This is a genomic window from Arthrobacter sp. ov407, assembly GCF_900102895.1.
Lineage (GTDB): Bacteria > Actinomycetota > Actinomycetes > Actinomycetales > Micrococcaceae > Arthrobacter.
On sequence record NZ_FNGD01000014.1, the window covers coordinates 15,859 to 40,526 of the forward strand.

Annotated in this window: 18 protein-coding genes; 14 read left to right on the forward strand and 4 right to left on the reverse strand. The window is 66.2% G+C overall.

Annotation, left to right across the window (positions count from 1 at the left end; translation table 11 throughout):
- The first annotated feature begins 209 nt into the window (after positions 1–209).
- The 6 genes from BLS42_RS16615 to BLS42_RS16640 all read left to right on the forward strand — a co-directional run bounded on the left by BLS42_RS16615 (position 210) and on the right by BLS42_RS16640 (position 8,614).
- Entirely contained in the window at positions 210–1,943 is a 1,734-nt protein-coding gene (locus BLS42_RS16615; RefSeq protein WP_090583156.1) for an ABC transporter ATP-binding protein, read from the forward strand.
- Positions 1,940–4,006, forward strand: coding sequence for an ABC transporter ATP-binding protein (locus BLS42_RS16620; protein ID WP_090583158.1), 2,067 nt, complete (start codon positions 1,940–1,942; stop codon positions 4,004–4,006). Before BLS42_RS16615 ends, BLS42_RS16620 begins: the two co-directional genes overlap by 4 nt.
- 122 nt (positions 4,007–4,128) lie before the next feature.
- Positions 4,129–4,560 carry an acyl-CoA thioesterase gene (locus tag BLS42_RS16625; RefSeq protein ID WP_090583160.1) on the forward strand — a complete coding sequence of 144 codons (432 nt, stop codon included), beginning with the start codon at positions 4,129–4,131 and terminating at the stop codon, positions 4,558–4,560.
- A gap of 59 nt (positions 4,561–4,619) precedes the next feature.
- Complete coding sequence (locus BLS42_RS20845) at positions 4,620–4,940, forward strand: hypothetical protein (RefSeq protein WP_371129602.1); 321 nt, start codon at positions 4,620–4,622, stop codon at positions 4,938–4,940.
- A gap of 97 nt (positions 4,941–5,037) precedes the next feature.
- On the forward strand, positions 5,038–7,269 hold the full coding sequence (locus BLS42_RS16635; protein ID WP_090583162.1) for an McrB family protein: 2,232 nt from the start codon (positions 5,038–5,040) through the stop codon (positions 7,267–7,269).
- Positions 7,262–8,614, forward strand: a complete 1,353-nt coding sequence (locus BLS42_RS16640; protein WP_256336515.1) for an McrC family protein — start codon at positions 7,262–7,264, stop codon at positions 8,612–8,614. The genes BLS42_RS16635 and BLS42_RS16640 overlap by 8 nt, the downstream gene beginning before the upstream one ends.
- A 13-nt stretch (positions 8,615–8,627) precedes the next feature.
- Here BLS42_RS16640 and BLS42_RS20650 read toward each other — a convergent pair whose 3' ends face one another.
- The 3 genes from BLS42_RS20650 to BLS42_RS16655 all read right to left on the reverse strand — a co-directional run bounded on the left by BLS42_RS20650 (position 8,628) and on the right by BLS42_RS16655 (position 10,099).
- Positions 8,628–8,954 (reverse strand): hypothetical protein, encoded by a 327-nt coding sequence (locus tag BLS42_RS20650; RefSeq protein WP_256336517.1) that lies wholly within the window; start codon positions 8,952–8,954, stop codon positions 8,628–8,630.
- A 147-nt stretch (positions 8,955–9,101) separates the two neighbouring features.
- A complete protein-coding gene (locus BLS42_RS16650) occupies positions 9,102–9,545 on the reverse strand; it encodes a very short patch repair endonuclease (protein WP_090583164.1) in 444 nt (147 codons plus the stop codon).
- A 119-nt stretch (positions 9,546–9,664) separates the two neighbouring features.
- On the reverse strand, positions 9,665–10,099 hold the full coding sequence (locus BLS42_RS16655) for a pyridoxamine 5'-phosphate oxidase family protein (protein ID WP_090583166.1): 435 nt from the start codon (positions 10,097–10,099) through the stop codon (positions 9,665–9,667).
- Between the two features lie 189 nt (positions 10,100–10,288).
- Between BLS42_RS16655 and BLS42_RS20325 the strand changes: the two genes are divergently transcribed.
- The 3 genes from BLS42_RS20325 (at position 10,289) to BLS42_RS16670 (ending at position 13,140) form a co-directional block, all read left to right on the forward strand.
- Entirely contained in the window at positions 10,289–10,951 is a 663-nt protein-coding gene (locus tag BLS42_RS20325) for a DUF6318 family protein (RefSeq protein ID WP_176803493.1), read from the forward strand.
- Between the two features lie 440 nt (positions 10,952–11,391).
- Positions 11,392–11,892, forward strand: a complete 501-nt coding sequence (locus tag BLS42_RS16665) for a PKD domain-containing protein (RefSeq protein WP_090583170.1) — start codon at positions 11,392–11,394, stop codon at positions 11,890–11,892.
- A 177-nt stretch (positions 11,893–12,069) separates the two neighbouring features.
- Positions 12,070–13,140: an alkene reductase gene (locus BLS42_RS16670; protein ID WP_090583172.1), complete on the forward strand. Its 1,071-nt coding sequence runs from the start codon at positions 12,070–12,072 to the stop codon at positions 13,138–13,140.
- A 250-nt stretch (positions 13,141–13,390) separates the two neighbouring features.
- Here the strand turns inward: BLS42_RS16670 and BLS42_RS16675 are convergent, their stop codons facing one another.
- Complete coding sequence (locus tag BLS42_RS16675) at positions 13,391–17,047, reverse strand: TM0106 family RecB-like putative nuclease (RefSeq protein ID WP_090583174.1); 3,657 nt, start codon at positions 17,045–17,047, stop codon at positions 13,391–13,393.
- A 254-nt stretch (positions 17,048–17,301) separates the two neighbouring features.
- On the opposite strand from BLS42_RS16675, the gene BLS42_RS16680 reads away from it, so the two are divergent.
- From BLS42_RS16680 to BLS42_RS16695, 5 genes are all read left to right on the forward strand, one after another.
- Positions 17,302–18,357 carry a DNA polymerase IV gene (locus BLS42_RS16680; RefSeq protein ID WP_090583175.1) on the forward strand — a complete coding sequence of 352 codons (1,056 nt, stop codon included), beginning with the start codon at positions 17,302–17,304 and terminating at the stop codon, positions 18,355–18,357.
- 54 nt (positions 18,358–18,411) lie between these two features.
- Positions 18,412–20,934, forward strand: coding sequence for a Tex family protein (locus tag BLS42_RS16685; protein WP_090583177.1), 2,523 nt, complete (start codon positions 18,412–18,414; stop codon positions 20,932–20,934).
- A 223-nt stretch (positions 20,935–21,157) separates the two neighbouring features.
- On the forward strand, positions 21,158–22,552 hold the full coding sequence (locus BLS42_RS16690) for an OFA family MFS transporter (protein ID WP_090583323.1): 1,395 nt from the start codon (positions 21,158–21,160) through the stop codon (positions 22,550–22,552).
- Position 22,553: 1 nt separating this feature from the next.
- Positions 22,554–22,682, forward strand: a complete 129-nt coding sequence (locus BLS42_RS20655) for an MFS transporter small subunit (RefSeq protein ID WP_256336518.1) — start codon at positions 22,554–22,556, stop codon at positions 22,680–22,682.
- Between the two features lie 106 nt (positions 22,683–22,788).
- A complete protein-coding gene (locus BLS42_RS16695) occupies positions 22,789–24,543 on the forward strand; it encodes a gamma-glutamyltransferase family protein (protein ID WP_256336532.1) in 1,755 nt (584 codons plus the stop codon).
- The last annotated feature ends 125 nt before the right edge of the window (positions 24,544–24,668 follow it).

Genomic DNA, 24,668 nt, shown 5'->3' on the forward strand with positions numbered 1-24,668 from the left:
CCGCGGCAGGGCCGCGGCAGCGCTGCAGGCAGGCGCAAAAGTACACCGTTTGGATGATATTCAGTGTCCCGTGTTCCACGCCGGCGGGGGATTTCGTAGGGTTGGATGGCTAAGGCTGTCGGCCCCAACGGATAGTCTTCAATCAGCTTTTCAACTCACTTCATAATCCGGTCTTCGTATCGTCCGGCCTCCCCAAAGGACTCGTGGGCATGCTCGTTACCCTCATGCGGCGCTATTCCAAGCCGTATCTGCCATATATCGCGGCTGTGGTCATCTTCCAGCTGGCGTCCACCATCGCGGCTCTGTACCTCCCCAGCCTCAATGCCCAGATCATCGACGAGGGCGTCTCCCGCGGCGACACGGACTACATCTGGCGCACCGGCGGCGTCATGCTCGGCGTCGCCCTGATCCAGGTGGCCACCGCGATCGCCGGCGTCTACTTCGGCTCGAAGGCTGCGATGGCGTTCGGCCGGGACCTGCGCCGCGGCGTCTTCCGCAAGGTGAGCAGCTTCTCGGCGCGGGACGTCAACGTCTTCGGCGCCCCCACGTTGATCACGCGCGGCACCAACGATGTGCAGCAGGTCCAGATGCTCATGCTCATGGCGCTGAACTTCATGGTGGCCACGCCCATCATGTGCATTGGCGGGATCTTAATGGCCGTGCGCGAGGACCTCAACCTGTCCTGGCTCGTCTGGGTTTCTGTGCCCCTGCTCGTGGTTGTGGTGGGCTACCTTGTGGTCCGCCTCATGCCGCTCTTCCGTTCCATGCAGGAGAAGATCGACCGGCTCAACGGTGTCCTGCGCGAGCAGATCATTGGCATCCGCGTGGTCCGGGCCTTCGTCCGCGAACCCCACGAGGCTGAGCGCTTCGGCGCCGCCAACAAGGACCTCACCGACGTCTCGCTGAAGATCGGCTCCTTGTTCGTGCTGATGTTCCCCGCCATCGGCATGATCCTGCACGTCTCCACCGCCGCCGTGCTCTGGTTCGGCGGCCAGCGCGTCGATGCCGGCGAGATGCAGGTCGGCTCGCTGACGGCCTTCCTCCAGTACCTCTTGCAGATCCTCATGGCCGTCATGATGGGCACCTTCATGGCCATGATGATTCCCCGCGCCTCGGTCTGTGCAGACCGCATCGGTGAGGTGCTCGACGTCGAACCCTCCATCCACGAACCGCTCGCCCCGGTGGCGCCGGCCGCAAAAGCTGGGCGCGTTGAATTCCGGAACGTGACCTTCGCCTACCCCGGCGCAGAGGCGCCTGTGCTGAGCAACATCAGCTTTACGGCAGAGCCCGGCCAGACCGTGGCGATTATCGGCTCCACGGGCGCCGGCAAATCGAGCCTGCTGGCCCTGCTGCCGCGGCTCTACGACGCCGAATCGGGCGAGGTCCTGCTCGACGGGGTCCCCGTCACCGCGCTGGACCGGGCCGAGATCACCCAGCGGGTGGCCATGGTGCCGCAACGGCCCTACCTGTTCTCCGGAACCATTGAGCACAACCTGCGCTTCGGCAAGCCCGAGGCCACGGACCAGGACCTGTGGGATGCCCTGAAGGTCGCCCAAGCCGCGGAATTCGTGCGCGAAAAGAAGGGCGGCCTCGGCGCGCGGATCGCCCAGGGCGGCACCAACGTCTCCGGCGGCCAACGGCAGCGGCTGTGCATCGCCCGCGCCCTCGTCACCGAACCCAAGGTTTTCTTGTTCGATGACTCGTTCTCCGCCCTTGACGTCGCCACCGACGCCAGACTCCGCCGGGCGCTCAAGGCCAAGACGGCCGATGCCACGGTCATCATCGTCGGCCAGCGCGTGTCCACCATCGCCGATGCGGACCAGATCCTCGTGCTCGACAACGGCAGGATCGTGGACCGCGGAACACATGAGGAACTGTTGGAAAGCTCCAGCACATACCAGGAAATCGTCGAATCCCAGCTGAGCGCGGAGGCAGTGGCATGAGCACCAACGAGAAAGTCTCCACCCCGCCCGCCAAGGCAACCGACACCACCGCGGCCGCCGCCACCGACGTGACCGACGATGATTTCATCGAGGAGGAGTACACGCCCGGCGAGGCCGACGGCGGCATGTTCGGCGTGCCGGCCAAGAAGGCCCAGCACTTCTGGCCCTCGGCCAAACGGCTCATGGGGCTGCTGAAGCCCGAGCGCGCCGGCATCATCGCGGTCCTCGGTATGGTGACGGTCGCCGTCGTCCTCAACGTCATTGCCCCGAGAATCCTGGGCCAGGCGATGGACGTGATCTTCGCCGGGGTGGTGGGCAAGCAGCTCCCGGCCGGTGCCACCAAGGAGCAGTTCATCGAAGGACTGCGCTCCCAGGGCCAGGACAACTTCGCCGACATGCTGGCCAAGATGGACGTAGTGCCGGGCGCCGGCATCGATTTCCAGAAGCTCGCATTCCTCATCAGCGTGGTGCTGGTGATGTACTTCGTCGCCAACATCTTCCTGTGGCTCCAAGGCTATGTCCTCAACGTGCTGGTCATGCGCGTGGTCCGCACTCTGCGCGATGACACCGAGAAGAAACTCAACAAGCTGCCGCTGAACTACTTCGATACCCGCCAGCGCGGCGACATCCTCTCCCGCGTCACGAACGACGTCGACAACATCCAGCAGGCGCTCCAGCAGGCCTTCGCGCAGCTCGTGAACTCGGCCCTGACGGTCATCGGGATCGTCATCATGATGTTCATCGTGTCCTGGCAGCTGGCCCTGATCGCGCTCGTGGCCCTGCCGCTCTCCGGGGTGGCCGCCGGCATCATCGGCGCCCGCAGCCAGAAGCTCTTCGCCGCCCAGTGGAAGAACACCGGCGAGCTCAACGGCCAGATCGAGGAATCCTTTTCCGGCCACGACCTGGTCCGCGTGTTCGGCCGCGACGCCGACATGCTGGCCCGCTTCGACGAGCGCAACGAGGAACTTTACAAGGCCAGCTTCGGTGCCCAGTTCGTCTCCGGCATGATCATGCCGGTCATGCAGTTTGTCTCGTACCTCAGCTACGTCGGAATCGCCGTCGTCGGCGGGCTGCGTGTGGCCTCGGGCGCCATGAGCCTGGGCGACGCCACCGCGTTCATCCAGTACTCGCGCGAGTTCACCCAGCCGCTGGGGCAGATGGCTGGCATGGCCAACATGCTGCAGTCCGGCGTCGCCTCCGCCGAGCGGGTCTTCGAATTCCTCGACGCCGAGGAACAGGACGCCGAGACCGCCACCGAGCACCTCCCGGCGAAGACGGACGGACACGTCGAGTTCCAGCACGTCACCTTCAGCTACACGCCGGACAGGCCGCTGATCGAGGACCTGTCCTTCACGGCCGAGCCGGGACACACGGTGGCGATCGTGGGACCGACCGGGGCGGGAAAGACCACCCTGGTCAACCTCGTGATGCGGTTCTACGAACTCAATGCCGGCAGCATCACCCTGGACGGGGTGGACATCACCCGGCTGAGCCGTTCGGAGCTGCGCGCCAAGGTGGGCATGGTGCTGCAGGACGCCTGGCTGTTCGGCGGAACCATCTACGAGAACATCCGCTACGGCAAGCTGGACGCCACGGAAGAGCAGATCATGGCGGCGGCCAAGGCCACGTTCGTGGACCGCTTCGTCCGCGCGCTCCCGGACGGCTACAACACGGTCATTGATGAAGAAGGCAACAACGTCAGCGCCGGCGAGAAACAGCTGATCACCATCGCCCGGGCCTTCGTGGCGAACCCGTCGCTGCTCATCCTGGACGAGGCCACGAGTTCCGTGGATACCCGCACCGAGGCCCTGGTCCAGAAGGCCATGGCCGCGTTGCGCACGGAGCGCACCAGCTTCGTCATCGCCCACCGTCTGTCCACCATCCGGGACGCGGACACCATCCTTGTCATGGAGGACGGGCAGATCGTCGAGCAGGGCCGGCACGCCCAACTGCTGGCAATGCAGGGGGCGTACTACCGGCTGTACATGTCCCAGTTCGCCGGCGAGGACGCAGACGCGGCCTTGGCGGATTCCGCGGAAGACGCGACGGCGGTGCACAGCTGAGCGCCGCGGACCACTCTTCCGCGGTGCCCTCTGCCGGCGGGTCGTCTGTCGGGGAGGGCACAGTCGGGGAGGGCACAGAGAGTACAGGCACGGAGCCCCGGCACCTCGAGGTGGAGGTGCCGATGCGCTGGAGCGACATGGATGCCTACGGGCACATCAACAACGTCCAGATTGTCCGGATCCTGGAGGAGGCACGGATCGCGGCGTTCGGCCCGCCCCAGGGGGCCGGGTTGCCCGGAACCGAACCCCGCGTGTCGCTCTTCAACGAAATCCCGGAGGGGACGCTGGCGCTCGTGGTCGAGCACAAGATCAGGTATGTCAGGACGCTGGAGTACCGGAACGTGCCCGCCGTCGTCCAGCTGTGGATCGGGGCGATCAAGGGCGCCAGCTTCGACATCCACTACCTGGTGCAGGATCCCGTCACCCGGGAGGACTGCGTCCGGGCCACGAGCCACCTCGCATTCGTCGACGAGGCAACCGGCCGGGTGCTGCGGCTGACGCCGGAGCAGAAGGAGCGGCTGGCCCCGTACACCCGCGCCCATCCGGTTCCATAGCCTCTATACCGGTTCTCGGCACGGCTCCTAGAATGAACATTCCCGACGCATAAGGAGGCGTGGTCGCCGTGAACATGGGCAAAAACATGCACAGGAACAGGCATCACAACTTAGGCAACACCTTGCACCAGAACATCCACAAGCAGCACTCCCGCAAGAAGAAGTGGAACGAGCTTTCGCCGATGGCGCGGTTCGGCACCGTCGCGGCCGGCATCGTCCAACTCTCGCTGCTCGTCGCGGCCCAGACGGACATCACCCGGCGCCCGTCTGCGCAGATCCGCGGCAGCAAGGCCATGTGGCGCCTTGCCACTTTGGTGAACTTCATCGGGCCGGCAACCTATTTCACGTTCGGTGTGAAGCACCGGCCTGTCGCGAAGTAGAAGTAGCAGTAGCAGACCGGCCGCCAGTTACTACTGGGCGGTAGCTTAGGTGTGGCGTTAAATGCGCGCGTTCAGTTTAAGCCTGTAAATTGAACGCATGACCCCATCCAAGAAGCCTGCCCTGCACCGTGCCCTCGGTATCTCCAAGGAGATAGAAGACGCGGCGTGGTTTGTGCTGGGCCCGGGGCTGCTTGGCAAGGCGTCCCCGCTGGACGGCCGCACCAGGACATGGTCCGTCCAGGCTGCCGCGGAGTTGCTGGAACGCCTCGAACGCGGCGTCTCAGATCCCAAAGCGCCGATGATGACCAATCTGCGCCAGAACCTGGAAGGTGCCACCCGCGGGGCGAAGCAACTGGCCGTGGAGTTACTCTTCCTCCAGTCCCTGCCGCTGGCCCACGAGGTCAAGTCGCTGAAGGTCAAGCGGGCCCGCGTCGCCGAGGCCGCGTCCTGGCTGGAGCCTCCGCTGGAGCTCCCCGACGAGCTCTACGCCGGCATGACGGACCACGGCGTAATCCGGGACCGCACAGCGGAATTCAACTGGACCATCTGGGACCACCTGAAATGGCTTTGCCGGTTCGTGCAGCACGTCGCGCAGCGGCCGGGCAACGTCGTCCAGGCGGCGGTCAAGGATCCGCTGGCCTTCCACCGGCTGGTCGCCGGAACCCCGGATGACCAGCCGGCCATCCGCCGCAGCATTGAGTTCCTGGTCTGGCCCAGCTACTTCGAACCCGTTGTGGCCGATGTCGAACGGCAGGAGATCCGCGACGCCTTCGCTTCCCTGGTGGGCGGGGCCAAGGGGGACAGCGACGAGGACATTTCGGCAGACATCCACAGGATCCGCCTGCACCTGGACCAGCAAGCCGGGCAGCGGATCGACTGGTACTCCCGCCAGTTGGTGAGCCAGTGGCGGAAGGTCGGCGACCCGGGCCGCCGCGCCTGGCTCCTGCGCACGCACTACGACAACGCCGAGCTGCTGGGGGAGTGGCTGGACGAAGAAGCAGTGACGCTCGACGTCGAACATCTCCGCCTGCTGGACCCCGGCGTTACCGCCGGGCTGGTGCAGAATGCGGTTGACGAGGACTACAAGCACCTCGGCTACGTGGAGCGTGAGGACACCAAGACCGCCGTCTTCGCCTTCCTGACCGTGATGAAGCCAGGTGACCTCGCGCTCTACCCGAGCTCGGGCAAGGTCCGGATGGGCGTGGTGCTCGGCGAACCGGAGTATGGCAAGGACAACCGCCAGCTCCGCCGCAAGGTCCGCTGGTTCGATGAGGAGCACGACGCCACGGGGCTGCCCCGGCACGTGCAGCGCCAGCTGACCACGCCCGGCAACATCGTGGACATCACCCGCGTGATCCAGGCGCTCGAGGCGCTCCTGCCGGCAGAAGCGGAAGCCGAGGACGGCGACGGCGCCGAGCCGGATGCCGCCGTCGAACCTGCCTGTGACGGGTTCCGGCCGCTGACGCCGGAGTTCGCCGCGTCCCTGCACATGGACCTGGACCCGCTGCAGGAAATCGCCGAACTGCTCGAGGAGAACCGGCAGCTGGTGCTCTACGGTCCGCCAGGAACGGGCAAGACGTACCTTGCCAAACACCTCGCCGCCGAGCTCGCCGGCGACACCACGGACGAGCGGGTCAAGCTGGTCCAGTTCCACCCGTCGTACGCCTATGAGGACTTCTTCGAGGGCTTCCGTCCGGACAAGACGGACGAGGGCCAGGTGTCCTTCAAGCTCGTGGCAGGGCCGCTGCGCCGGCTCGCCGAGGAAGCGGCCAAGCCCGGAAACGAGAGCAAGCCGTACTTCCTGATCATCGACGAGATGAACCGGGCCAACCTGGCCAAGGTGTTCGGCGAACTGTACTTCCTGCTCGAATACCGCGATGACCGCATCTACCTCCAGTACAGCCCCAACGAGCCGTTCACCCTGCCGGACAACCTCTACATCATCGGCACCATGAACACGGCGGACCGCTCCATCGCGATGATGGACGCGGCCATCCGGCGCCGGTTCTCCTTCATCGAGCTCCATCCGAAGACGGAACCCGTGAAGGGCTCGCTGCTGCGTTTCCTTCAGGCCCGCGACCTGGACACGACGCCGGCCTTGCTGCTTGACGCCTTGAACGACGCGATCGACGAATGGGACCGCGACCTCATGATCGGGCCTTCCTACTTCATGAAGAAGGCCGCGCAGACGCCCAAGGGCCTCCGCAGAATCTGGAAGTTCGAGCTCATGCCGCTGCTGGAGGAGCACTATCACGGCCAGCTCAACCGTGCCCAGCTCGAGGAACGATTCGGGCTGGAACAACTCCTGGCCCGCCTGGCGAATGCCTAGGCTGGCCGGCGATGCCGTAGCGCTGGAGCGCAGTTCGTCGGACCGCAGTTCTGCAGGGCGAGGCCGATCCGGACCCGGTGTATCTGGGCGGGGTCTATCTGGACGCGGCGGCGCGGCGGAGCCCTGCCGCCACATCGTTCTCGACGAACTCTCCGCCGGCGTCGTGGAGCGGCTTGATCCGGATACTGCGGCCTACGTCAACGCCAGCGGCCTGGCGAAAGCCTCGCCGATGGGCATGGGACTGTACCGGATCGAACCCGTGGGGAGCGTGGGCTCGGTGCGGACCCCCTCCGTGCAGCTGGAGGTGCGGCCGAAGGGAAGGCTCGGGCTGAGCCGGCTGCTGTTCCTACTCGGCTACGCGGGGGACCAAGGGTTTCGGGACGATTCGGTCGCCGCGGTGGAGCATGCCGACCTTTGGAGTGCCCTGGCCGAATCCCTGGCGCAGCTCGCGGACCGGGCGCTGAGCCGCGGCGTGCTGCAGGGGTACCTCATGGTGGAAGAGTCCCTCCGGACCGTCAAGGGCCGAATTCGAATGTCGGACCAGATTTCCCGCCGCCCGGGGATGTTGGTCCCGCTGGAAGTCTCCTATGACGAGTTCACCGAGGACATCGCGGAGAACCGGATTCTGCGAGCCGCGCTGGAACGGATGTCCCAGGTGCCGCGCGTGCGGCCGGAAGTCCTTAGCCGGCTGCGCCAGCTGAAGGGAAAGCTCGACGCCGTGACGCGCCTTCAGTCCGGCGCGCCGCTGCCGCAGTGGCGGCCCAGCCGGATGAACACCCGCTACCACGCGGCCCTCCGGCTCGCCGAACTGATCCTGCGGAACGCCTCGGCGGAGGCCGGCGACGGTAAGCAACAGTCGGCGTCGTTCGTAGTGGACATGGCAAAGGTGTTCGAGGACTTCGTGGGGACGGCCCTGCGCGAAGCCATGGCCGCCTACCCCGGCGAAATGCGGTTGCGCTACAACGCACTGCTGAACGAGGCCGTCCACGACTCGGACCGGATTGTGGTCCAGCCAGGGGCCGTCCACCTCCTCGGCGGCCGGCCCGTGATGGTGTACGACGCCAAGTACAAGGCCGCCGCTGACGCCGGCGCGTCACTCTCGGGCGACCACTACCGGATGCTCGCCTACTGCACATCCTTGCGGGTGCCGACGGCGTGGATTATTTACCCGGGTGCGGGGGAAATCAAGCTTCGTCGGATTCTGAATACCGACATCGACATTGTCGAGTTCCCGCTGGATCTGTCCCTGCCGCCGTCGGAAATCCTGGCCTCCGTGGCCGATCTTGCGCAACAGTCCTGGGGCGAAGTGCTCCGGCAGGCCAGTATCGACAGGTCAACCAGATAAACCGTTCAGACAGCTAGGCGGATTCTTGCTGGTCGGCCACTGTCCGCAAATGTTCCAGGAGCGCCTTTTCCGGCTGGCCCGGGTTGTTCGCGACATGCCACCGAAGTTTCTCCCGCACTGGCTCATCTCCCGGGTTGGTGTCAGCGAGGACCTCGTCGATGATCGAGGTGGCCTGCCGGCGCAGCGGCTCCAGACCCGGGTCCGCTCCGCGGAACTGGCGGGGCCGGACGGCGCGGTGTCTGGTGTGGCCGAGGCGAGGGAACTGAAGAACTGTGGGACTGGAATCTGCTGGCGTAGCAGCCGTGTCGGGCTCGTCGTTGGACATCAGCAAGTGCGGCATCGTGCGCTCTCCCGTGTTTGCAGTACGCAGCGGTACTGACCGAATAAAGCCTAAGGCCCCCGGAATCGAATATTAGCTGAGGCCGTTCAGCCTGCACCGGAAGCGGGCAGCGCGACACGCAGGATTTCTGCTGGTTATCGGACGTCCTCAGGAGGGTTCGTCCGGTGGCAGATCCCGGAGGAATGCGTCCAGCCGGAGCTCCAACGCCGATCGATCCTTCAGCTCGCACTCCCACACGGTGAGCACCTCCCAGCCCTCATGTTCGAGCTGAAGCCGCTGGGCGGCGTCGCGATTCCGGGTTCGAGTGCGTTTGGTTTCCCAGAATTCGGCATTGGCTTGCGGTGCGTGCTGCCCCACCCGGCAGTCGTGGAAATGCCAGAAGCAGCCGTTGACGAAGATGACCTTGTGGCGGCCGGCGAAGACGAGATCGGGGTTGCCCGGGAGTTTGCCACCGCCCGCTCTGCCGTGCAGGCGATAGCGGTATCCCTTCGCGTGCAGCAGTCTGCGGACCAGCATTTCCGGTTTGGTGTTCTTGCCCCGGATTCGGGACATGTTCCAGCTGCGCCGCTCCGGGGTCAGCTTGTCCGCCATCAGTTAAGTCTAGGCGGCTGCTATGGCTTGGTGGCTGCCAACCGTGAGACGGCGGGCAGCGGGCAGCGGGTGGCGGCGGGCCCGGCCGACGACGGCGGGCCGGTAGTCGCCGTCGGGCGTTAGATCTCCCGTTCCGGCTGGTCGCCGAGGAGGAAGTGGCGGCCGCTGACCGACGTCGGCGTAATTTCGACGTAGAAGTCCTTCAACGTTGGAACCCAGGACTTGAGCCCGAGGGCCTCCGCGGCGGCGATGTCTGCCGACTGATCGAGAACGCGCGCCGTTCCGCGCAGGACCACGGACCAGGCTTCCTCGGACAGGACGCCGTCTGTTTCGAAGAGCACCTTCGAGTTAATGGTCAGCTCGGCCAGCTTGTTGCCCGGGGCCGTGCGGAGGAACAATTTCCGTCCGCCGACTACGTAGTTGACCGGGAAGATGTCGGGCTCTCCGGCCACAGTGACCACGAGCCTGCCGTGTTTAGTGCCCTCCACCAGTTTCCAGGCCTGCTCATCGTCCAGGTTGAGAATGGGGTTGCCGTTTTCGTGATCGAACATCATGTGTTCATTGTTCTGTCCGCGGTAGGGAAATCGCTAGAGGCTAAAGGACTCAGACGGGTGGGCTGCCGGTTTGCGGGCCGGCGCATTCCGCCTGTGGATAATCTTGACCAGCAAAATGTGATCTCGGTTACCCTTAAGCCACTATTCGGCTTCAGGCGTCTTGATTTTCTATCGGGGGAGTAGCTGACCATGACATCTCGCACTTCGCTTTCCGGTCCCTGGCGAGCCTGTGCGGCCGCTTTGGTGTCGATCTCCCTGATGTCGGTGGCAGCGTGCAGCGGGGGTGCTACCCCGCCTCCCGGATCTTCACCTGCTGATTCGCCAAGTCCGTCAGCATCGTCCACGCCGAGTGCAACTCCGACGCCCACCGCCAGCTACAAGCCCGCCGACGCGACCGGAAAGGCGCAGAACGTCCCGGTCCCGGTGCTGCCCGAGGCTGCGAAGGCGGAGACGAAGGAAGGTGCTATTGCCTTTGCAAGGCATTGGTTCAGTTTGCTCAGCTACGGATACGAGACTGGCGATACAGGACCCCTGGAAAGCGTCACCTCGCCGGCATGCTCTCCATGCGGAACGGCCAAGCGCGACATCATCCCTTGGCACCAAGACGGGCGCTGGCTCATAGGCGGTCAAATCACGACTCCTGCTGTGGAAACGACATTTTCAGCTGGAGCCGACGGCATTTACAAGGTTGCTGTCCAGGTTCACCAAGTCCCGCTGACCTACGTCAGAGCCGACGGGAGCGTCGCCCAGAAAGGGGAGCAAAAAGACGATACCGGAAACCTTCTCCTCATTGCTTTCCGCAATAAGGCTTGGCACGTTGAAGATGTCGGAAGCATTGTCGGTAAGAAATGAGGACCCTTCGACCTCACGATCTTGGGCGGGCACTCCTAACGGTGCTCCTCTTGGTGTGCGTATCGGCTCCCCCAGCCTCAGCAGACGGAGCGGCGGACCCTTCTATTTCCGGTGGCTGGGGGCCCAAGGACGCGCATGTAGGAGGGTGGGCTTGGGACCAAGCATTGAATGACTTCGTTCGGACTCAGCCCGGATCTGTATCTCCCGACCCTTTCCAGTACAAGTACGAACTCCAGTGCCACCTAGGCGGAGGCGACTTTGATGCGGCTTGTCTCGCAGTCCTAGTCGATTGCAAGAACGGGCCAGACGGCAAAGAAGGTATTCCGGTCGTTTGGCTAAAGGCACCAGCTGGGATCGCGAACCCCTCGTGGTCGTTCCACTCCGGCCCAACGTGTCTCTTCGACCCCAGGCCCGCGGACTTGCTCCCCAGAATTGCCGCGATGATCCAACGCGAATTCCAGCGGCTGCCGATATCGGCTGGCACGTCTTCGGCCCAACCTAGCCCCAACACGCTGCGGGGAGCAGAGACCAACTTCTATGCCAGCGCCGCAGATCAGCAGTTCGACATCACAATCCTGGCCCAGGCAGTCCACGTCATTGCCAAGCCCGTGGAGTACACGTGGAGCTATGGCGACGGCACTTCGCTGGGGCCGCAAACGGCGGCCGGTGGACCGCTTCCGCAGGACCGCTGGGGGGAGAAGACCTTGACGAGCCACGTCTACGCCCAGACCGGCGACTTCCCCGTGGTTCTGACAACGCATTTCCAAGGCACCTACTCCGTCAATGGCGGCCCGCCCCTTCCCATCCCGGGCCAAGGCTCCTTCAGATCGCCGCCGCAGACCGTTAGCGTCTGGCGGTCGATCACAAGGAACTACGCAGACACGTGCCTGCAGAACCCCCAAGGCCAAGGCTGCCCCGGCGTCGCACCACCGGCGCCATGACCACCGCGGCGGACGTCCCGGCGGCGAACCCTCCTCACGCCCTCGCCGGTGGGGTCCCCGCCGTCGACGCGTCTCCGTGACGGGCGGCTACACGGGTGATCCGAGTCTCACTCGGAATAGTTGCCAACGCTGTGCAGTTATCGCCAACGAACCAATCCCTTGTGAAAGGAACTGCGCATGCTGTTTTCCCCGATGACCCTCGGCGAGCTGGAACTACCCAACCGACTCGTGATGGCGCCGCTTACCCGCGTACGCTCGGGCAACGAAGGAATCCCCGGCCCGCTGGTGGTCGAACACTACCGTCAGCGCGCCTCGCTCGGCCTGATCGTTAGTGAAGGCACGTACCCCAGCCACGCAGGCCGAGGCTTCCCGGGTCAGCCGGGGCTCGTGACCGACGAGCAGCTCGCGGGCTGGGCCAACGTCACAGCGGCCGTGCATGCCGAAGGCGGCCGCATCTTCGCCCAGGTCATGCACGCCGGCCGGGTTACCCACCAGGACACCACCGGTGGCTACGAGGTGGTCGCACCCAGTGCCATTGCCATCGACGGCGAGACCCGCACGTACGAGGGCAAGAAGGCGTTCCCCGTACCGCACGCCCTGACCACCGAGGAACTGCCGGGCATCGTCCAGGAATTCGTGACGGCATCCCGCAAGGCAGTAGAGGCAGGATTCGACGGCGTCGAACTTCACTCGGCCAACGGTTACCTTCTGCACGAGTTCCTCACTCCGGCCGCCAACCAGCGCGACGACGTCTACGGCGGCTCCCCGGAGAACCGGGCGCGCTTCGTGATTGAAGTTACCCAGGCCGTGGTGGACGCCATCGGCGCGGACCGCGTCGGCATCCGCATTTCTCCGGAGCACAATGTCCAGGGTGCCCTCGAACTCGACGCAGCAGACGTCCGGGCCACCTACGCATACCTCGTGGACGCTCTGGCTCCGCTGAAGCTGGCCTACCTCAGCATCCTGCATAAGGACCCCACCGGCGAGCTCGTCCAGGACCTGCGCGCACGCTTCAACGGAACGTTCCTGGTCAATACCGGCTTCGGTGTCGTCACCACGCGCGACGAGGCAACGGCGCTGGTCGCAGACGGCCACGCTGACGCCGTCGTGGTCGGACGCCCCGCCATCGCCAACCCGGACCTGGTCCGCCGCTGGCGTGAAGGCCTGCCGGTCAACGAGGCGGATCCGGCCACATTCTACGGCGACGGCGCCGAGGGCTACACCGACTACCCGGCCTACCAGAACTAAGGCAGCGCGGCAGCACCTCCGCCGCTGGACATGTCCAGCCGTGGCGACAAAGAGTGGGCAGAGCACCGTTCTGCCCACTCTTTGGGTTAAAGAATGGACATGTCCCAGGGACGGCCATGAATAACCGCGGGGCGGATGAAGAACCACCGCGGGACATGTCCAGCCTTGGTCATGAACAGTGAGCAGGATGCCCTTGTACCCACTGGGGGATTCTAAGAATGGGCATGTCCCGCGAGCTGGCGGGCGAAGCTCAGGAGGACACAGACCGCTGGCACAGGCCGATGAAGCCGCCCAGCTGTTCCATGCCCTCCGGATGCGTGGGCAGGTAGTTTGTCAGTTCCGGCGCGCGGACGATCACTGCCCGCCACTGCCCGCGGGAGACCGCCACATTGATCCGGTTCCGCGAGAGCAGGAACTCCATGCCCCGCGGAGCCTCGGCCACCGCTGAACATGCCATGGACACGATCACGACGGCCGCTTCCTGGCCTTGGAACTTGTCCACAGTCCCTACCCGCACTCCAGAGAGGTCCGCGGTGTCCAGAGCGTCGCGGATCACGTTGACCTGGGCGTTGTAGGCCGCCACCACCAGGATGTCGGCGGCGTCGAGTGGGCGTTTGCCCGCCTCCGAATGCCAGCTGAGCCCCTGATGCCGTTTCACCTGACGGACCACTTCGGCGGCTTCCTCGGCCGACGACGTGATGTTGCCGCTGTGCTCCACCATGACGGTCTCGATTCCGGCAGGAACTCCATCGAGCCGCCGGAGGTCAGCAGCCGGGGCGGAGCGCAACTTGCCCTCATAGGAGAGTTCGGAGACGGCCCGGCAAAGCTCCGACGTCATCCGCCACGAGTCGGCCAGGAAGTAGCCAAGTTCCGGCGGAAGCGTGGCATGACCGGCGGAAACCCAGCCCAGCGCTGACTCGTCCACGGGTTCGGGGTGTGCGCCCTGGCTGACCTGTGGCAGCTGCTGGGGATCACCGAGCAACAGCAGCCGGCTGCTGGCCTGGGCCACGGCAAGGGTGTTAGCCAAGGAGAACTGCCCGGCCTCGTCGATCACCAGCAGATCCAGCGACCCGGCCGGGACATTTGCTCCCGTCATGGTCCACGCCGTACCTCCGACGAGCGCCCCGCCGGGCGAGCTCAGCAGGCGCGCCACATCCTGCGCCGAACGCTGCTGCCAGGGGAGGGGCTCCGCGTGTTTCACGTCCTTGGCGACCACGGAGGGATCCACGCCGGCCTTGGTAACGGCGGTCTTCAGCAGGTTCTCCACCACCGCATGGGATTGGCCGACGACCCCGATTTTCCAGCCGCGGGCCACGAGCCGGGCAATCACGTGTGAGCCCACATGCGTTTTGCCGGTCCCGGGAGGACCCTGGACCGCAACATAGGAGTGGTCCAGGGCCGCTACGGCCTCGGTGATGGCGTCTATGTAGCGGTCCGGTCCGTCGCCGGGCGTGGGCAGCGGTGCCCCGGAGGCAAGCCGCGGCGGGACCCGCCGGACGAGGTCCAGGGCAGGATGATGCGGGAACGCGGACGGCCTCCCCTGCAATGCCGAGGTGACGTGGGCAGCCAGGGCCGCCAGCGCCTCCTCAAGGCTCTTGGTCTGGATGGGTTGGTCTTCGGTCAGCGCTACAGGGACCTGGTTGTAGGGTTCGATGTTTTTGCGGAGCTTGTCCCGGATGATGACGGTGTCCTTGCCATCCTCGTGGCCCAGCTCCAGAACCTCGGTGCCGAACCAGCCGTTGCGTCCGGTCCCGTTGACACCTGTGCCCTCGAGCCCGGCCGGAAGCGGCGGCTCATACATGCGGAACCACGTGCTGCCTTCACGGAGGTCGGACCCGGGGCTTACGGTGCCGATCAGCTTCACCCGGCGTTCCGGCAGCTTGGCGCCGTCTTTCCACCAGTCCTCAAGAACCTCGGCGTCCTCGACGAGGAAGACGTTGCGGTCCTGCTGGTGATGGGTGTCGGGGCCGTTCTCGCAGCGGTCGAAGTGCGCCCACCAGAACGCCTTGCGCTCCCGCCGGTGATAGCTGACCGCCGCCGCCAGCATCGAGACCGCCTTCCGGTCGTCCTCGGACAGTCCGACGCCGGGACCCGCCAGTTCGGCCAGCGCCACTTCCAGCGGGTCCAGTTCGAGCGGTTCCAGTGCAGCGGAAGCCGGCCCGGAGTCCGCGCTGATGTCTACGGCCTCGAACGCGGCCGAGGACGCGACGCCGCCTCCCGGCTTGATCCCGCGCTCCTGCGCCAGGCCCAGGAGCCAGTTCCGGAGCTCCAGCGTAGAGAGGCAGTCGTATTCGTTGTAGTCGGAGATCCCTGCGAGGATTGTGGCCGCTTCATCGGGCCGCTCATTGTCACGTGCGTCGCAGTAGTGGGCATAGGCAACCACCGAGGCGCCGGCGTCCTTCACGTCCCCGGAGCGCAGAGTCGTCCCCATGTAGAGGGGCTCAAGTTTCTTAATGCTGTAGGAATTCTCCGAGATCCGGATGCTGTTGCGGACGGTCTGGTACAGATCCACCAAGAGCCCGTCGCGCAGCCAGCGGTCCACGGTGTCTTCGCCGGCCACGTGCATGACGGAGAGTTTCCGGAGCGCCGTTTTCTCATAGGCGGCGTAGTGGTAGACGTGCATGTCCGGGTAGTCCCGCCGCCGTTTTTCCACATAGTCGAGGAAGTCGAGGAAGGCCTGTTTCTCCGCCTCCCGGCTATGCGCCCAGAACGGCCGGAAAACCCCGGGAACGCCGGGTCCCATCGGTGCTTCGATGACGCCGAACAGGTACTCCAATCCCCAGACTCCGGTGGCCTTTTCCTGCCACAGCGGATCGCCCTCGAAGTCGAAGAAAATGTCGCCGTCGCTGGGCGGGGGAAGTTCGGCCAGTGTGTTTTCCGGAATGACCCCAAAGCGGATGGTGTGCTCTTGGCCGTCCTTGGGGAACCGGACCTCACCATCCGCGGCACCGATGCCGCTCTGCATCCGGGCCTGGGCCTGCAGGCGCTGCAACGAGGCGGAGGGGCTGACCAAAGTGGCTTCCGCGAGCTCAGTGACCGTGCGAATGCCGTCAGCACGGAGTTTCTTGCGCTGTGCCGAATTCATTCGGGCGACGAGCAGGAGGTCGTCGGTGGCCGTGACCTGCTCCTGGCAGTAGTCGCAGCGGCCGCAGGCGGTGATTCCCGCGGCTCCCCACTGAATTGCGCCCCACTGAACTGCTCCCCACTGCACTGCGCCGGGCTGGGCCAGATGAGAGGAGGTCAAAGCAAGGAAGCGGTCCCGCCGCTCGCGGAAGACCGGCAGGATCTCCGAGAGTTTGTGGTGGCTGCGGACGTAGTCGAATCCTCCGTCCGGGAGCTGGACGGTGGCGCCAAGGACCAGGGTCACAGCCAGGTCCGGCGCAATCCCGGCCTTCAGCAACTGGTCCCCGTAGGCGGCCAGTTGGAGTAGGGCTGTCACCTTCGCGTGGCGGGCGAGCTTGGTGTCGAACACGGCGTAGCTGCCGTCGGCCTGCCGGACCAGGAAATCGGAGCGGCCATGGAACTGGCCGTCGAAGAAGGCAGCCTGGAAGACAACATCGGCGCCGGAGCGCAGGGCGTCGATGGATTCCCGATGCTTAGCCTCAAGGGTGGCGCGGTCCATGGCCTCGGCCGGGACGACGTCGTACACGCCGTGTCCGGTGGCTGGATCCCAGTGGCCGAACTCCTCGACGAAGGAGCCCAGCACCCGGTGCTCGTGCAGGTCACCCAACACGGCCGCATGCTTGAGCATCTCATCGTCTTCGAAGGCAGCCTTGGGGGAGCGGCCCAGCTTTTCGTCGAGCTTCCGGAGCAGCTGGTACTCGCAACTGGCGGCCGTGACGAGGTCGCTCGCGGAGAAGACCAGGTCCTGCGCTGTCCCGGCTACTTCCGGTTCAAGAAAAAACACTGCGCCCCCGTTGGTTGACCCTGTTTGACCAGATCCGGTTGACCAGATCCGCTTGAACTAGATCCGCTGTCGTTGATGGTCCTATTGCCAAGCTACCAAAGGCCACCGACATGTGAAGTCGAGGAACCCTGTGCGGTACGACTTTGGCCCCGGCAAAGTCAGGAGGCCGAAGGCTGCGCGGCCAAGCTCGGTGGAGAGCCGATGCTTGCGAGGGATGTTTAGGGCACACTGGTGGCGTGAGCGGAATCCGGTGGGTGCTGCATGTCGATCTCGACCAGTTCATCGCGGCGGTCGAAGTGCTCCGGCGGCCGGAGCTTGCGGGCAAGCCGATCATTGTCGGCGGTCGCGGCGACCCCACGGAACGAGCTGTGGTGGCGACCGCATCCTACGAAGCCAGGGCGTTCGGCGTGGGTTCCGGAATGCCCTTACGCATTGCGGCCCGGAAAGTGCCCGACGCCGTGATCCTCCCCGTCGATCACGAGGCTTACCTCGCGGCGTCTGAAACGGTGATGGCCACCCTGCGCGCGCAGCCCGGCGCCACCGTGCAGGTGCTGGGGTGGGATGAAGCCTTTGTCGGCACTGAGACAGAGAATCCGGAAGCCTACGCCCGGCAGGTGCAGGCCGCTGTCCTGCAGCGAACGCAGCTGCACTGCAGCGTGGGCGTCGGCGACACCCTGGTCCGAGCCAAGGTCGCCACCGGATTCGGCAAGCCGGCCGGCGTCTTCCGTCTCACTGCCGGTAACTGGCTAGACGTCATGGGCAGTCGGCCCACCAAGGACCTGTGGGGCGTCGGAACCAAAGTGTCGGGCCGGCTGGCCAAACTCGGCATCAACACAGTCGCCGAGCTCGCCGCGTCCGACCCCCAGGACCTTATCCCGGAGTTCGGCCCCAGGATGGGTCCTTGGTACGCGGAGCTCGGACGAGGGGACGGCGCCAGCGTTGTGGACGACACCCCGTGGGTTGCCCGCGGGCACAGCCGGGAGACCACCTTCCAGCGCGACCTGACCGAGCCCGCCCAGGTGGACGACGCCGTGAGAGATCTGACCGCGCGTGTCCTTGAGGATGTTGTGGCCGAAGGACGGCCCGTGATTGGGCTGACCCTCAAGGTTCGGTACGCACCGTTCGTCACCAAGACCCACGCAAGGAAGATTCCCGAGACATTCGACAGCAACGAAATCCTCGCGCGGGCCCTGGACCTCGCCGCCGGAATCGAAGCGGGCCGTCCGATCCGACTCCTAGGCCTGCGGGCCGAAATGACAATGCCCGACGATGCCCGAAAGGGACATACGCCGACGCGCGGCGGTTGGTGACGGCGTCGCTAACCCGACATTTCGGACCGCCCCTCATTCGCGCCGTAAGGCAAAATGGTTTGGGTGACCCAACTCCCGCAGCGCCCTTCCCCGTCAGCCTCCGGCCCCTCCCCAAAGACCGGCTCCCCAAAGACTGGCACTCCGCACACCCAGGAGACCGGCATCGCCGCCCAGATCGCCGACGAACTCGGCGTCCAGGCCTGGCAGGTCAAGGCCGCCGCGGACCTGCTCGACGCCGGGTCCACCGTGCCGTTCATCGCCCGGTACCGGAAGGAAGCGACCGGAACGCTGGACGATACCCAGCTCCGCGAGCTGGAGGAGCGGCTGCGCTACCTGCGCGAGCTCGAGGACCGCCGCAAGAGCATCCTCGAAGCGATCGCCGCCCAGGGTGCCCTGAACCCCGAACTGCAGGCCGCCGTCGTCGGCGCCGACACCAAATCGCGGCTCGAGGACATCTACCTCCCGTTCAAAACGAAGCGGCGCACCAAGGCGCAGATCGCCCGCGAAGCCGGACTGGAGCCGCTCGCCGACGCCCTGCTCAAGCGCCCCGACCTGAACCCGGAACGCGAAGCCGCCAAGTACCTCAACGCCGAACACGCGATCGGGGACCCCGCCGCGGCGCTCGCCGGCGCCCGCTCCATCTTGGTGGAACGCGTCGCGCAGGATGCCGACCTGGCCGCCACACTCCGGGAACGGCTCTGGACCCAGGGCCGGATGGTGTCCCGCGTGAAGAAGGGCAAGGAAGCCGAGGGCCAGAAGTTCAAGGACTACTTCGAGTTCTCCCAGCAGCCGGCCGGCATGCCCTCGCACCGCGTCCTGGCTCTGCTGCGCGGCGAAAAGGACGGGGCGCTGGAGCTGGATCTCGCCGAGGCTGACCCGAACGACGACGCCGCCCTCACCGCCGCGCGCGGCCGGTACGAAGCCGCTGTGGCCAGGTTCCTCGGGGTTGCCGACCGTGGCCGGCCCGCCGACGCCTGGCTGCTGCAGACCGCCCAACTGGCGTGGCGCTCACGCGTGCTGGCCCGGCTGACGGCGGATCTGCGGAGCCGGATGTTCGCCGCCGCGGAGGATGAGGCCGTGCGCGTCTTCGCCGCGAACCTGCGCGATGTGCTGCTGGCCGCACCGGCCGGGAACCGCGCCACCCTGGGCCTGGACCCGGGACTGCGCACCGGCGTCAAGGTCGCGGTGGTGGATGGCACCGGCAAGGTGGTCGCGACGGACACCGTCTACCCGCACGCCCCGGCCCGGAAATGGGACGAGGCGCTGCGGACCCTCGTGGGCCTGGCCAAGAAACACGGCGTGGAACTCGTCGCGATCGGCAACGGCACAGCGTCACGGGAGACGGACAAGCTCGCCGCCGAACTGCTCAAGCAACTCTCGCCCGGGTCAGACGCCAAACCGCAAAAGATCGTGGTGTCCGAGGCCGGAGCGTCGGTGTATTCGGCGTCGGCGCTCGCCGCGGCCGAGCTGCCCGGCATGGACGTATCCCTGCGCGGTGCCGTCTCGATCGCCCGGCGGCTACAGGACCCGCTTGCGGAGCTGGTGAAGATCGAGCCAAAGTCGATCGGCGTCGGGCAGTACCAGCACGACGTCACGGCCGCGAAGCTGGACCGCAGCCTGGACGCCGTCGTCGAGGACTGCGTGAACGCGGTGGGCGTGGACGTCAACACCGCCTCGCCCGCACTGCTGAGCCGGGTGGCCGGCGTCGGGCCGCTGCTGAGCGAGAACATCGTGGCGTACCGGAACGAGCACGGACCCTTCAACAAGCGCAGCGAGTTGAAGAAGGTCCCGCGGCTCGGCGCCAAGGCGTTTGAGCAGTGTGCCGGCTTCCTGCGGATCACCGGGGGAGCGGAGCCGCTGGATGCCTCCAGCGTGCACCCGGAGGCGTACCCGGTGGCCCGGAAAATCAAGGCGGCCGCGGGGAAGGCGCCGGCCGCGGGAAGCTATGCGGCGCTGAACCCGCAGGACTTCGTGGACGGCTCCTTCGGCCTGCCCACCGTGCAGGACATCATCGCCGAACTCGAGAAGCCGGGCCGTGACCCGCGTCCGGCCTTCGCGGCAGCAGCGTTCTCGGAGGGCATCGAGAAGATCTCGGACCTGAGGCCGGGCATGGTGCTGGAGGGAACCGTGACCAACGTGGCGGCGTTTGGCGCATTCGTCGACGTCGGGGTGCACCAGGACGGGCTCGTGCACGTGTCCGCGCTGGCCAACCGGTTCGTCTCGGATCCCCGCGAGGTGGTCAAGTCCGGGCAGGTGGTCCGGGTCAAGGTGCTGGAAGCGGACCCGGAGCGGAAGCGCATCTCGCTGACGTTAAGGCTCGACGACGAACCGGGAGCTTCCGCGGAACGTGGAGCCAGCGGACGTGCTGCCGGCGATCGTGGGGCTGACGGTCGCGCAGACTCGCGGCCGGAACGGCCGCGGCAATCGGGGTCGCAGACGCCGTCGAAGCAGCTGGCCGGGAAGCCGGCGCCCGACCGGCGGACGCCGGCGAGGCAACCGCAGAAGTCGACGCCCACGCCGTCGCCCGTCAACACTGCGATGGCCGAGGCTCTCCGGAAGGCCGGTCTGGGCAAGTAGCGCTCCCCGGGACGCGGCTGCTAGGTGGCATCCCTACCGTTCATCGCGGATTTCCTACCGCTTGGCGCATAACTAGTACGTTTGCTGACGATCTGCACCATGATTGCCGGGAGGCAACGGTCCTCTGTCGGAAGCTCTGCCGGAAGCTCGGTCAGAGGCCCTGGCAGAGGGCCGTCGCCGCAATGTGCTGGACACCAACGTCGTTGACGAGCAGGGAGCATTCATGGGCTGGCTGGACCGCGAACGAACCATCGCCCCGCCGGGGTTCAACCGGTGGCTCGTACCCCCGGCAGCGCTCGCCGTGCACCTGTGCATCGGCCAGGCTTACGCGACGAGCGTCTACAAGACGGCGCTGGTGAAGCACTTCGGTGCGAGCCTGACCGAGGTCGGCGTGATCTTCTCCATCGCGATCGTGATGCTGGGCCTCTCGGCCGCCATCATGGGCACCTGGGTGGATAAGAACGGGCCCCGGAAGGCGATGTTCACCTCCGCCGTGTTCTGGGCCAGCGGCTTCCTGATCGGTTCGCTCGGCATCTTCAGCCACCAGCTCTGGCTCGTCTACCTCGGCTACGGCGTGGTCGGCGGCATTGGCCTGGGGATCGGCTACATCTCCCCGGTCTCCACCCTGATTAAATGGTTCCCGGACCGGCCCGGACTGGCCACAGGCATGGCGATCATGGGGTTCGGCGGCGGCGCCCTGATCGCCAGCCCAGTCTCCACGGCGCTGCTCAAGATGTACGATCCCAATTCCGGCGCCAAGGGCTGGGTGGCCAGCGGCGAGTCGGTGGGCAAGCTCTTCCTCACCCTCGCCGTCGTCTATCTGGCGTACATGATGTTCGGCGCCTTCACCATCAAAGTCCCGGCCGAAGGGTGGAAGCCGGCAGGCTTCGACCCGACCAAGGTCAGGGCTGCTTCACTGGTCACCACGGAGAACGTCTCCGCCAGGAACGCGGTCAAGACCAGACAGTTCTGGCTCGTGTGGATCGCCCTATTCTGCAATGTCACTGCAGGCATCGGTATCCTTGAACAGGCCGCCCCGATGATTCAGGACTTCTTCCGCCAGCCCGACGGCACCTCCCTGGCCAGCGCCGCTGTGGCCGCCGGCTTCGTGGGGCTCCTGTCGATCGGCAACATGTCGGGCCGCTTTGCCTGGTCCGCGACCTCCGATGTCACCGGCCGCAAGCGCATCTACATGGTCTTCCTCGGCGTCGGAGCGCTGCTCTACACCGTGCTGGCGCTGGCTGGCTCGACGTCGACCGTCCTTTACGTGGCCCTCGCGTTCGTCATCATCTCCTTCTACGGCGGCGGGTTCGCGACCGCCCCCGCCTACCTGCGCGACCTCTTCGGCACGTTCCAGGTCGGCGCCATCCACGGCCGTCTCCTGACAGCCTGGTCCGCGGCCGGTGTCGCGGGTCCGTTGATCGTCAATGCGTTCCTGGACGCGCAGGGCAAACCCGGCGCGCTCAATGCCGCGTCCTACCAGCCGGCCTTGCTGACCATGGTGGGGCTGCTGGTGATCGGTTTCGTGGCGAACCTGCTGGTCTCGCCGGTGGAGGCGCGCTTCCACGAGCCCCACGCCGGCCGCGTCCGGTCCGAAGAACCTGCCTTGGAGGGCTGAAATGAGTACTGCACAGAGTCCGGTGGCACCGTCCACCGGTAAATTGGTCATCGCGTGGGCGCTCGTCGGCGTGCCGCTCGCGTATGGCGTGTACGAGACGCTCACCCGCGTGGCGGCACTGTTTGGCTGACACCGTCGTTACAGAGGTCTCCGCTGACCGCCCGCTCGCGGCTCGGGTGCCGTTCACCAGCCCGGAGCCGTTCACTACCCGCCCCACGCTGCAAGGCACCTTCGGGATGAGCGCGTCCACGCACTGGCTTTCGACGGCGACTGCCCAGGCAGTGCTGGAGCTCGGCGGCAACGCCTTCGACGCCGCAGTGGCCGGAGCGTTCGTGCTCCATGTGGTGGAGCCGCACCTCAACGGGCCCGGCGGCGACATGACCGGTATCTTCGTCACAGCTGAGGAACCGGACAAACCTGTAGTGCTGATGGGCCAGGGCCCGGCGCCTGCCGCGGCCAGCGTGGAGTATTACCTGGCCGAAGGCCTGGAGCTCGTTCCGGGCTCCGGGGCCCTGGCAGCCGCGGTGCCCGCCGCCGTCGACGCCTGGTTGTTGTTGCTGCGTGACCACGGAACGTGGGAGCTGGACGCGGTGCTGGACTTCGCGATCGGCTACGCGCGGGACGGCCACCCGATGCTTGGCCGGGTCGGAACCACCATCGCCGCGGTGTCCGCGCTGTTCCGGACGCACTGGCCCACGTCAGCCGAGCTGTGGATGCCCGGCGGAAGAATCCCGGCCGAAGGTGAACTGGTGTGGAATCCGGCGTATGCCCGCACGCTGCAGCGCCTCGTCGAAGCCGGAGTTGCGGCGCCGTCCCGCGAGGCGGGGATTGATGCGGCCCGGCGCGAGTGGCGCGAGGGTTTCGTGGCCCGCGCGATGGTGGATTCGGTTCAGGCTCCGCACCGGCACTCCTCGGGCACGGATCACCGCGGGGTGCTCGCCTTGGCGGATCTGGCGGGGTTTGAGGCCGGCTACGAGGCGGCCGCCACCGTGGAGTTCCGGGGCCATACGATCGCCAAGACCGGGCCGTGGGGCCAGGGGCCTGCGCTGCTGCAGACCCTGGCCATCCTGGCGGGCTTCGAGGACCGTTACCTTGATCCGTCCACTGAATTGGGAGCGCACACCATCCTGGAGGCGCAGAAGCTCGCACTCGCGGACCGGGAGGCGTACTACGGCGACACGGATGTGCCGCTGGACTACCTGCTCTCTGCTGACTATTGCGCCAGCCGCCGGGCTTTGATCACGGACCGGGCGTCCCACGATTTCCGGCCCGGCACCGTGCCCGGGCGGGAGCCCTACGGGCCGCCGTTGCGCACCGATTACACGCCGCCGGCGCTCGCGGGGATTGCCTCCGCGGCCGGACTCGGCGTCGGCGAGCCCACCGTGACACCTGCGGGGGAGACCCGCGGCGATACGTGCCATATCGACGTCGTGGACCGCTGGGGCAACATGGTGTCCGCCACTCCGTCCGGCGGTTGGCTGCAGTCCTCCCCGGCGATCCCGGAACTGGGCTTCTGCCTGGGCACTCGGCTGCAGATGACCTGGCTGGAGCCCGGCACGCCGTCCACACTGACGCCCGGCAAACGCCCGCGCACCACTTTGACCCCCACTCTCGTGCTGCGGGACGGCCACGCCGTGGCCGCGCTGGGTTCGCCCGGCGGCGACCAGCAGGACCAATGGCAGCTGCCGTATTTGCTGCGCACCATCGTGGGCGGGTACTCGCCGCAGCAGGCCGTCGATGCACCAACGTTCCATACGACGTCGATGCCTGGGTCATTCTGGCCGCGCACCTGGGAGCCCGGCGGCGCCGTCGTCGAGGACCGGCTCGGTGAGGACGTCATCGCGGGGCTGGAGCGCCGCGGGCATGTTGTCACCCGGGCTGGTGACTGGACGCTGGGGCGGCTGTCCGCGGTTGTGCGGGATCCTGAGACCGGGGTCCTGCAGGCTGCCGCGAATCCGCGCGGTGCGCAGGGGTACGCTGCGGGCCGGTAAAGGTCCAGGCGCGGTCGTCACCAGTGCAGGCAGGATCGGATTGACTTAGAAACGGTTGAGCATGTCCAGCGTCCTCGTTCGCAATGCGTCGGCGGGTAGTTGGATCGTGGCAGATCCGGTCGCAG

Coding starts and splice junctions, on each gene's coding strand:
- BLS42_RS16615 (WP_090583156.1), top strand. CDS start 210: ATGCTCGTTACCCTCATGCGGCGCTATTCCAAGCCGTATCTGCCATAT.
- BLS42_RS16620 (WP_090583158.1), top strand. CDS start 1,940: ATGAGCACCAACGAGAAAGTCTCCACCCCGCCCGCCAAGGCAACCGAC.
- BLS42_RS16625 (WP_090583160.1), top strand. CDS start 4,129: ATGCGCTGGAGCGACATGGATGCCTACGGGCACATCAACAACGTCCAG.
- BLS42_RS16635 (WP_090583162.1), top strand. CDS start 5,038: ATGACCCCATCCAAGAAGCCTGCCCTGCACCGTGCCCTCGGTATCTCC.
- BLS42_RS16640 (WP_256336515.1), top strand. CDS start 7,262: ATGCCTAGGCTGGCCGGCGATGCCGTAGCGCTGGAGCGCAGTTCGTCG.
- BLS42_RS20650 (WP_256336517.1), bottom strand. CDS start 8,954: ATGCCGCACTTGCTGATGTCCAACGACGAGCCCGACACGGCTGCTACG.
- BLS42_RS16650 (WP_090583164.1), bottom strand. CDS start 9,545: ATGGCGGACAAGCTGACCCCGGAGCGGCGCAGCTGGAACATGTCCCGA.
- BLS42_RS16655 (WP_090583166.1), bottom strand. CDS start 10,099: ATGATGTTCGATCACGAAAACGGCAACCCCATTCTCAACCTGGACGAT.
- BLS42_RS20325 (WP_176803493.1), top strand. CDS start 10,289: ATGACATCTCGCACTTCGCTTTCCGGTCCCTGGCGAGCCTGTGCGGCC.
- BLS42_RS16665 (WP_090583170.1), top strand. CDS start 11,392: ATGATCCAACGCGAATTCCAGCGGCTGCCGATATCGGCTGGCACGTCT.
- BLS42_RS16670 (WP_090583172.1), top strand. CDS start 12,070: ATGCTGTTTTCCCCGATGACCCTCGGCGAGCTGGAACTACCCAACCGA.
- BLS42_RS16685 (WP_090583177.1), top strand. CDS start 18,412: ATGGTTTGGGTGACCCAACTCCCGCAGCGCCCTTCCCCGTCAGCCTCC.
- BLS42_RS16690 (WP_090583323.1), top strand. CDS start 21,158: ATGGGCTGGCTGGACCGCGAACGAACCATCGCCCCGCCGGGGTTCAAC.
- BLS42_RS20655 (WP_256336518.1), top strand. CDS start 22,554: ATGAGTACTGCACAGAGTCCGGTGGCACCGTCCACCGGTAAATTGGTC.
- BLS42_RS16695 (WP_256336532.1), top strand. CDS start 22,789: ATGAGCGCGTCCACGCACTGGCTTTCGACGGCGACTGCCCAGGCAGTG.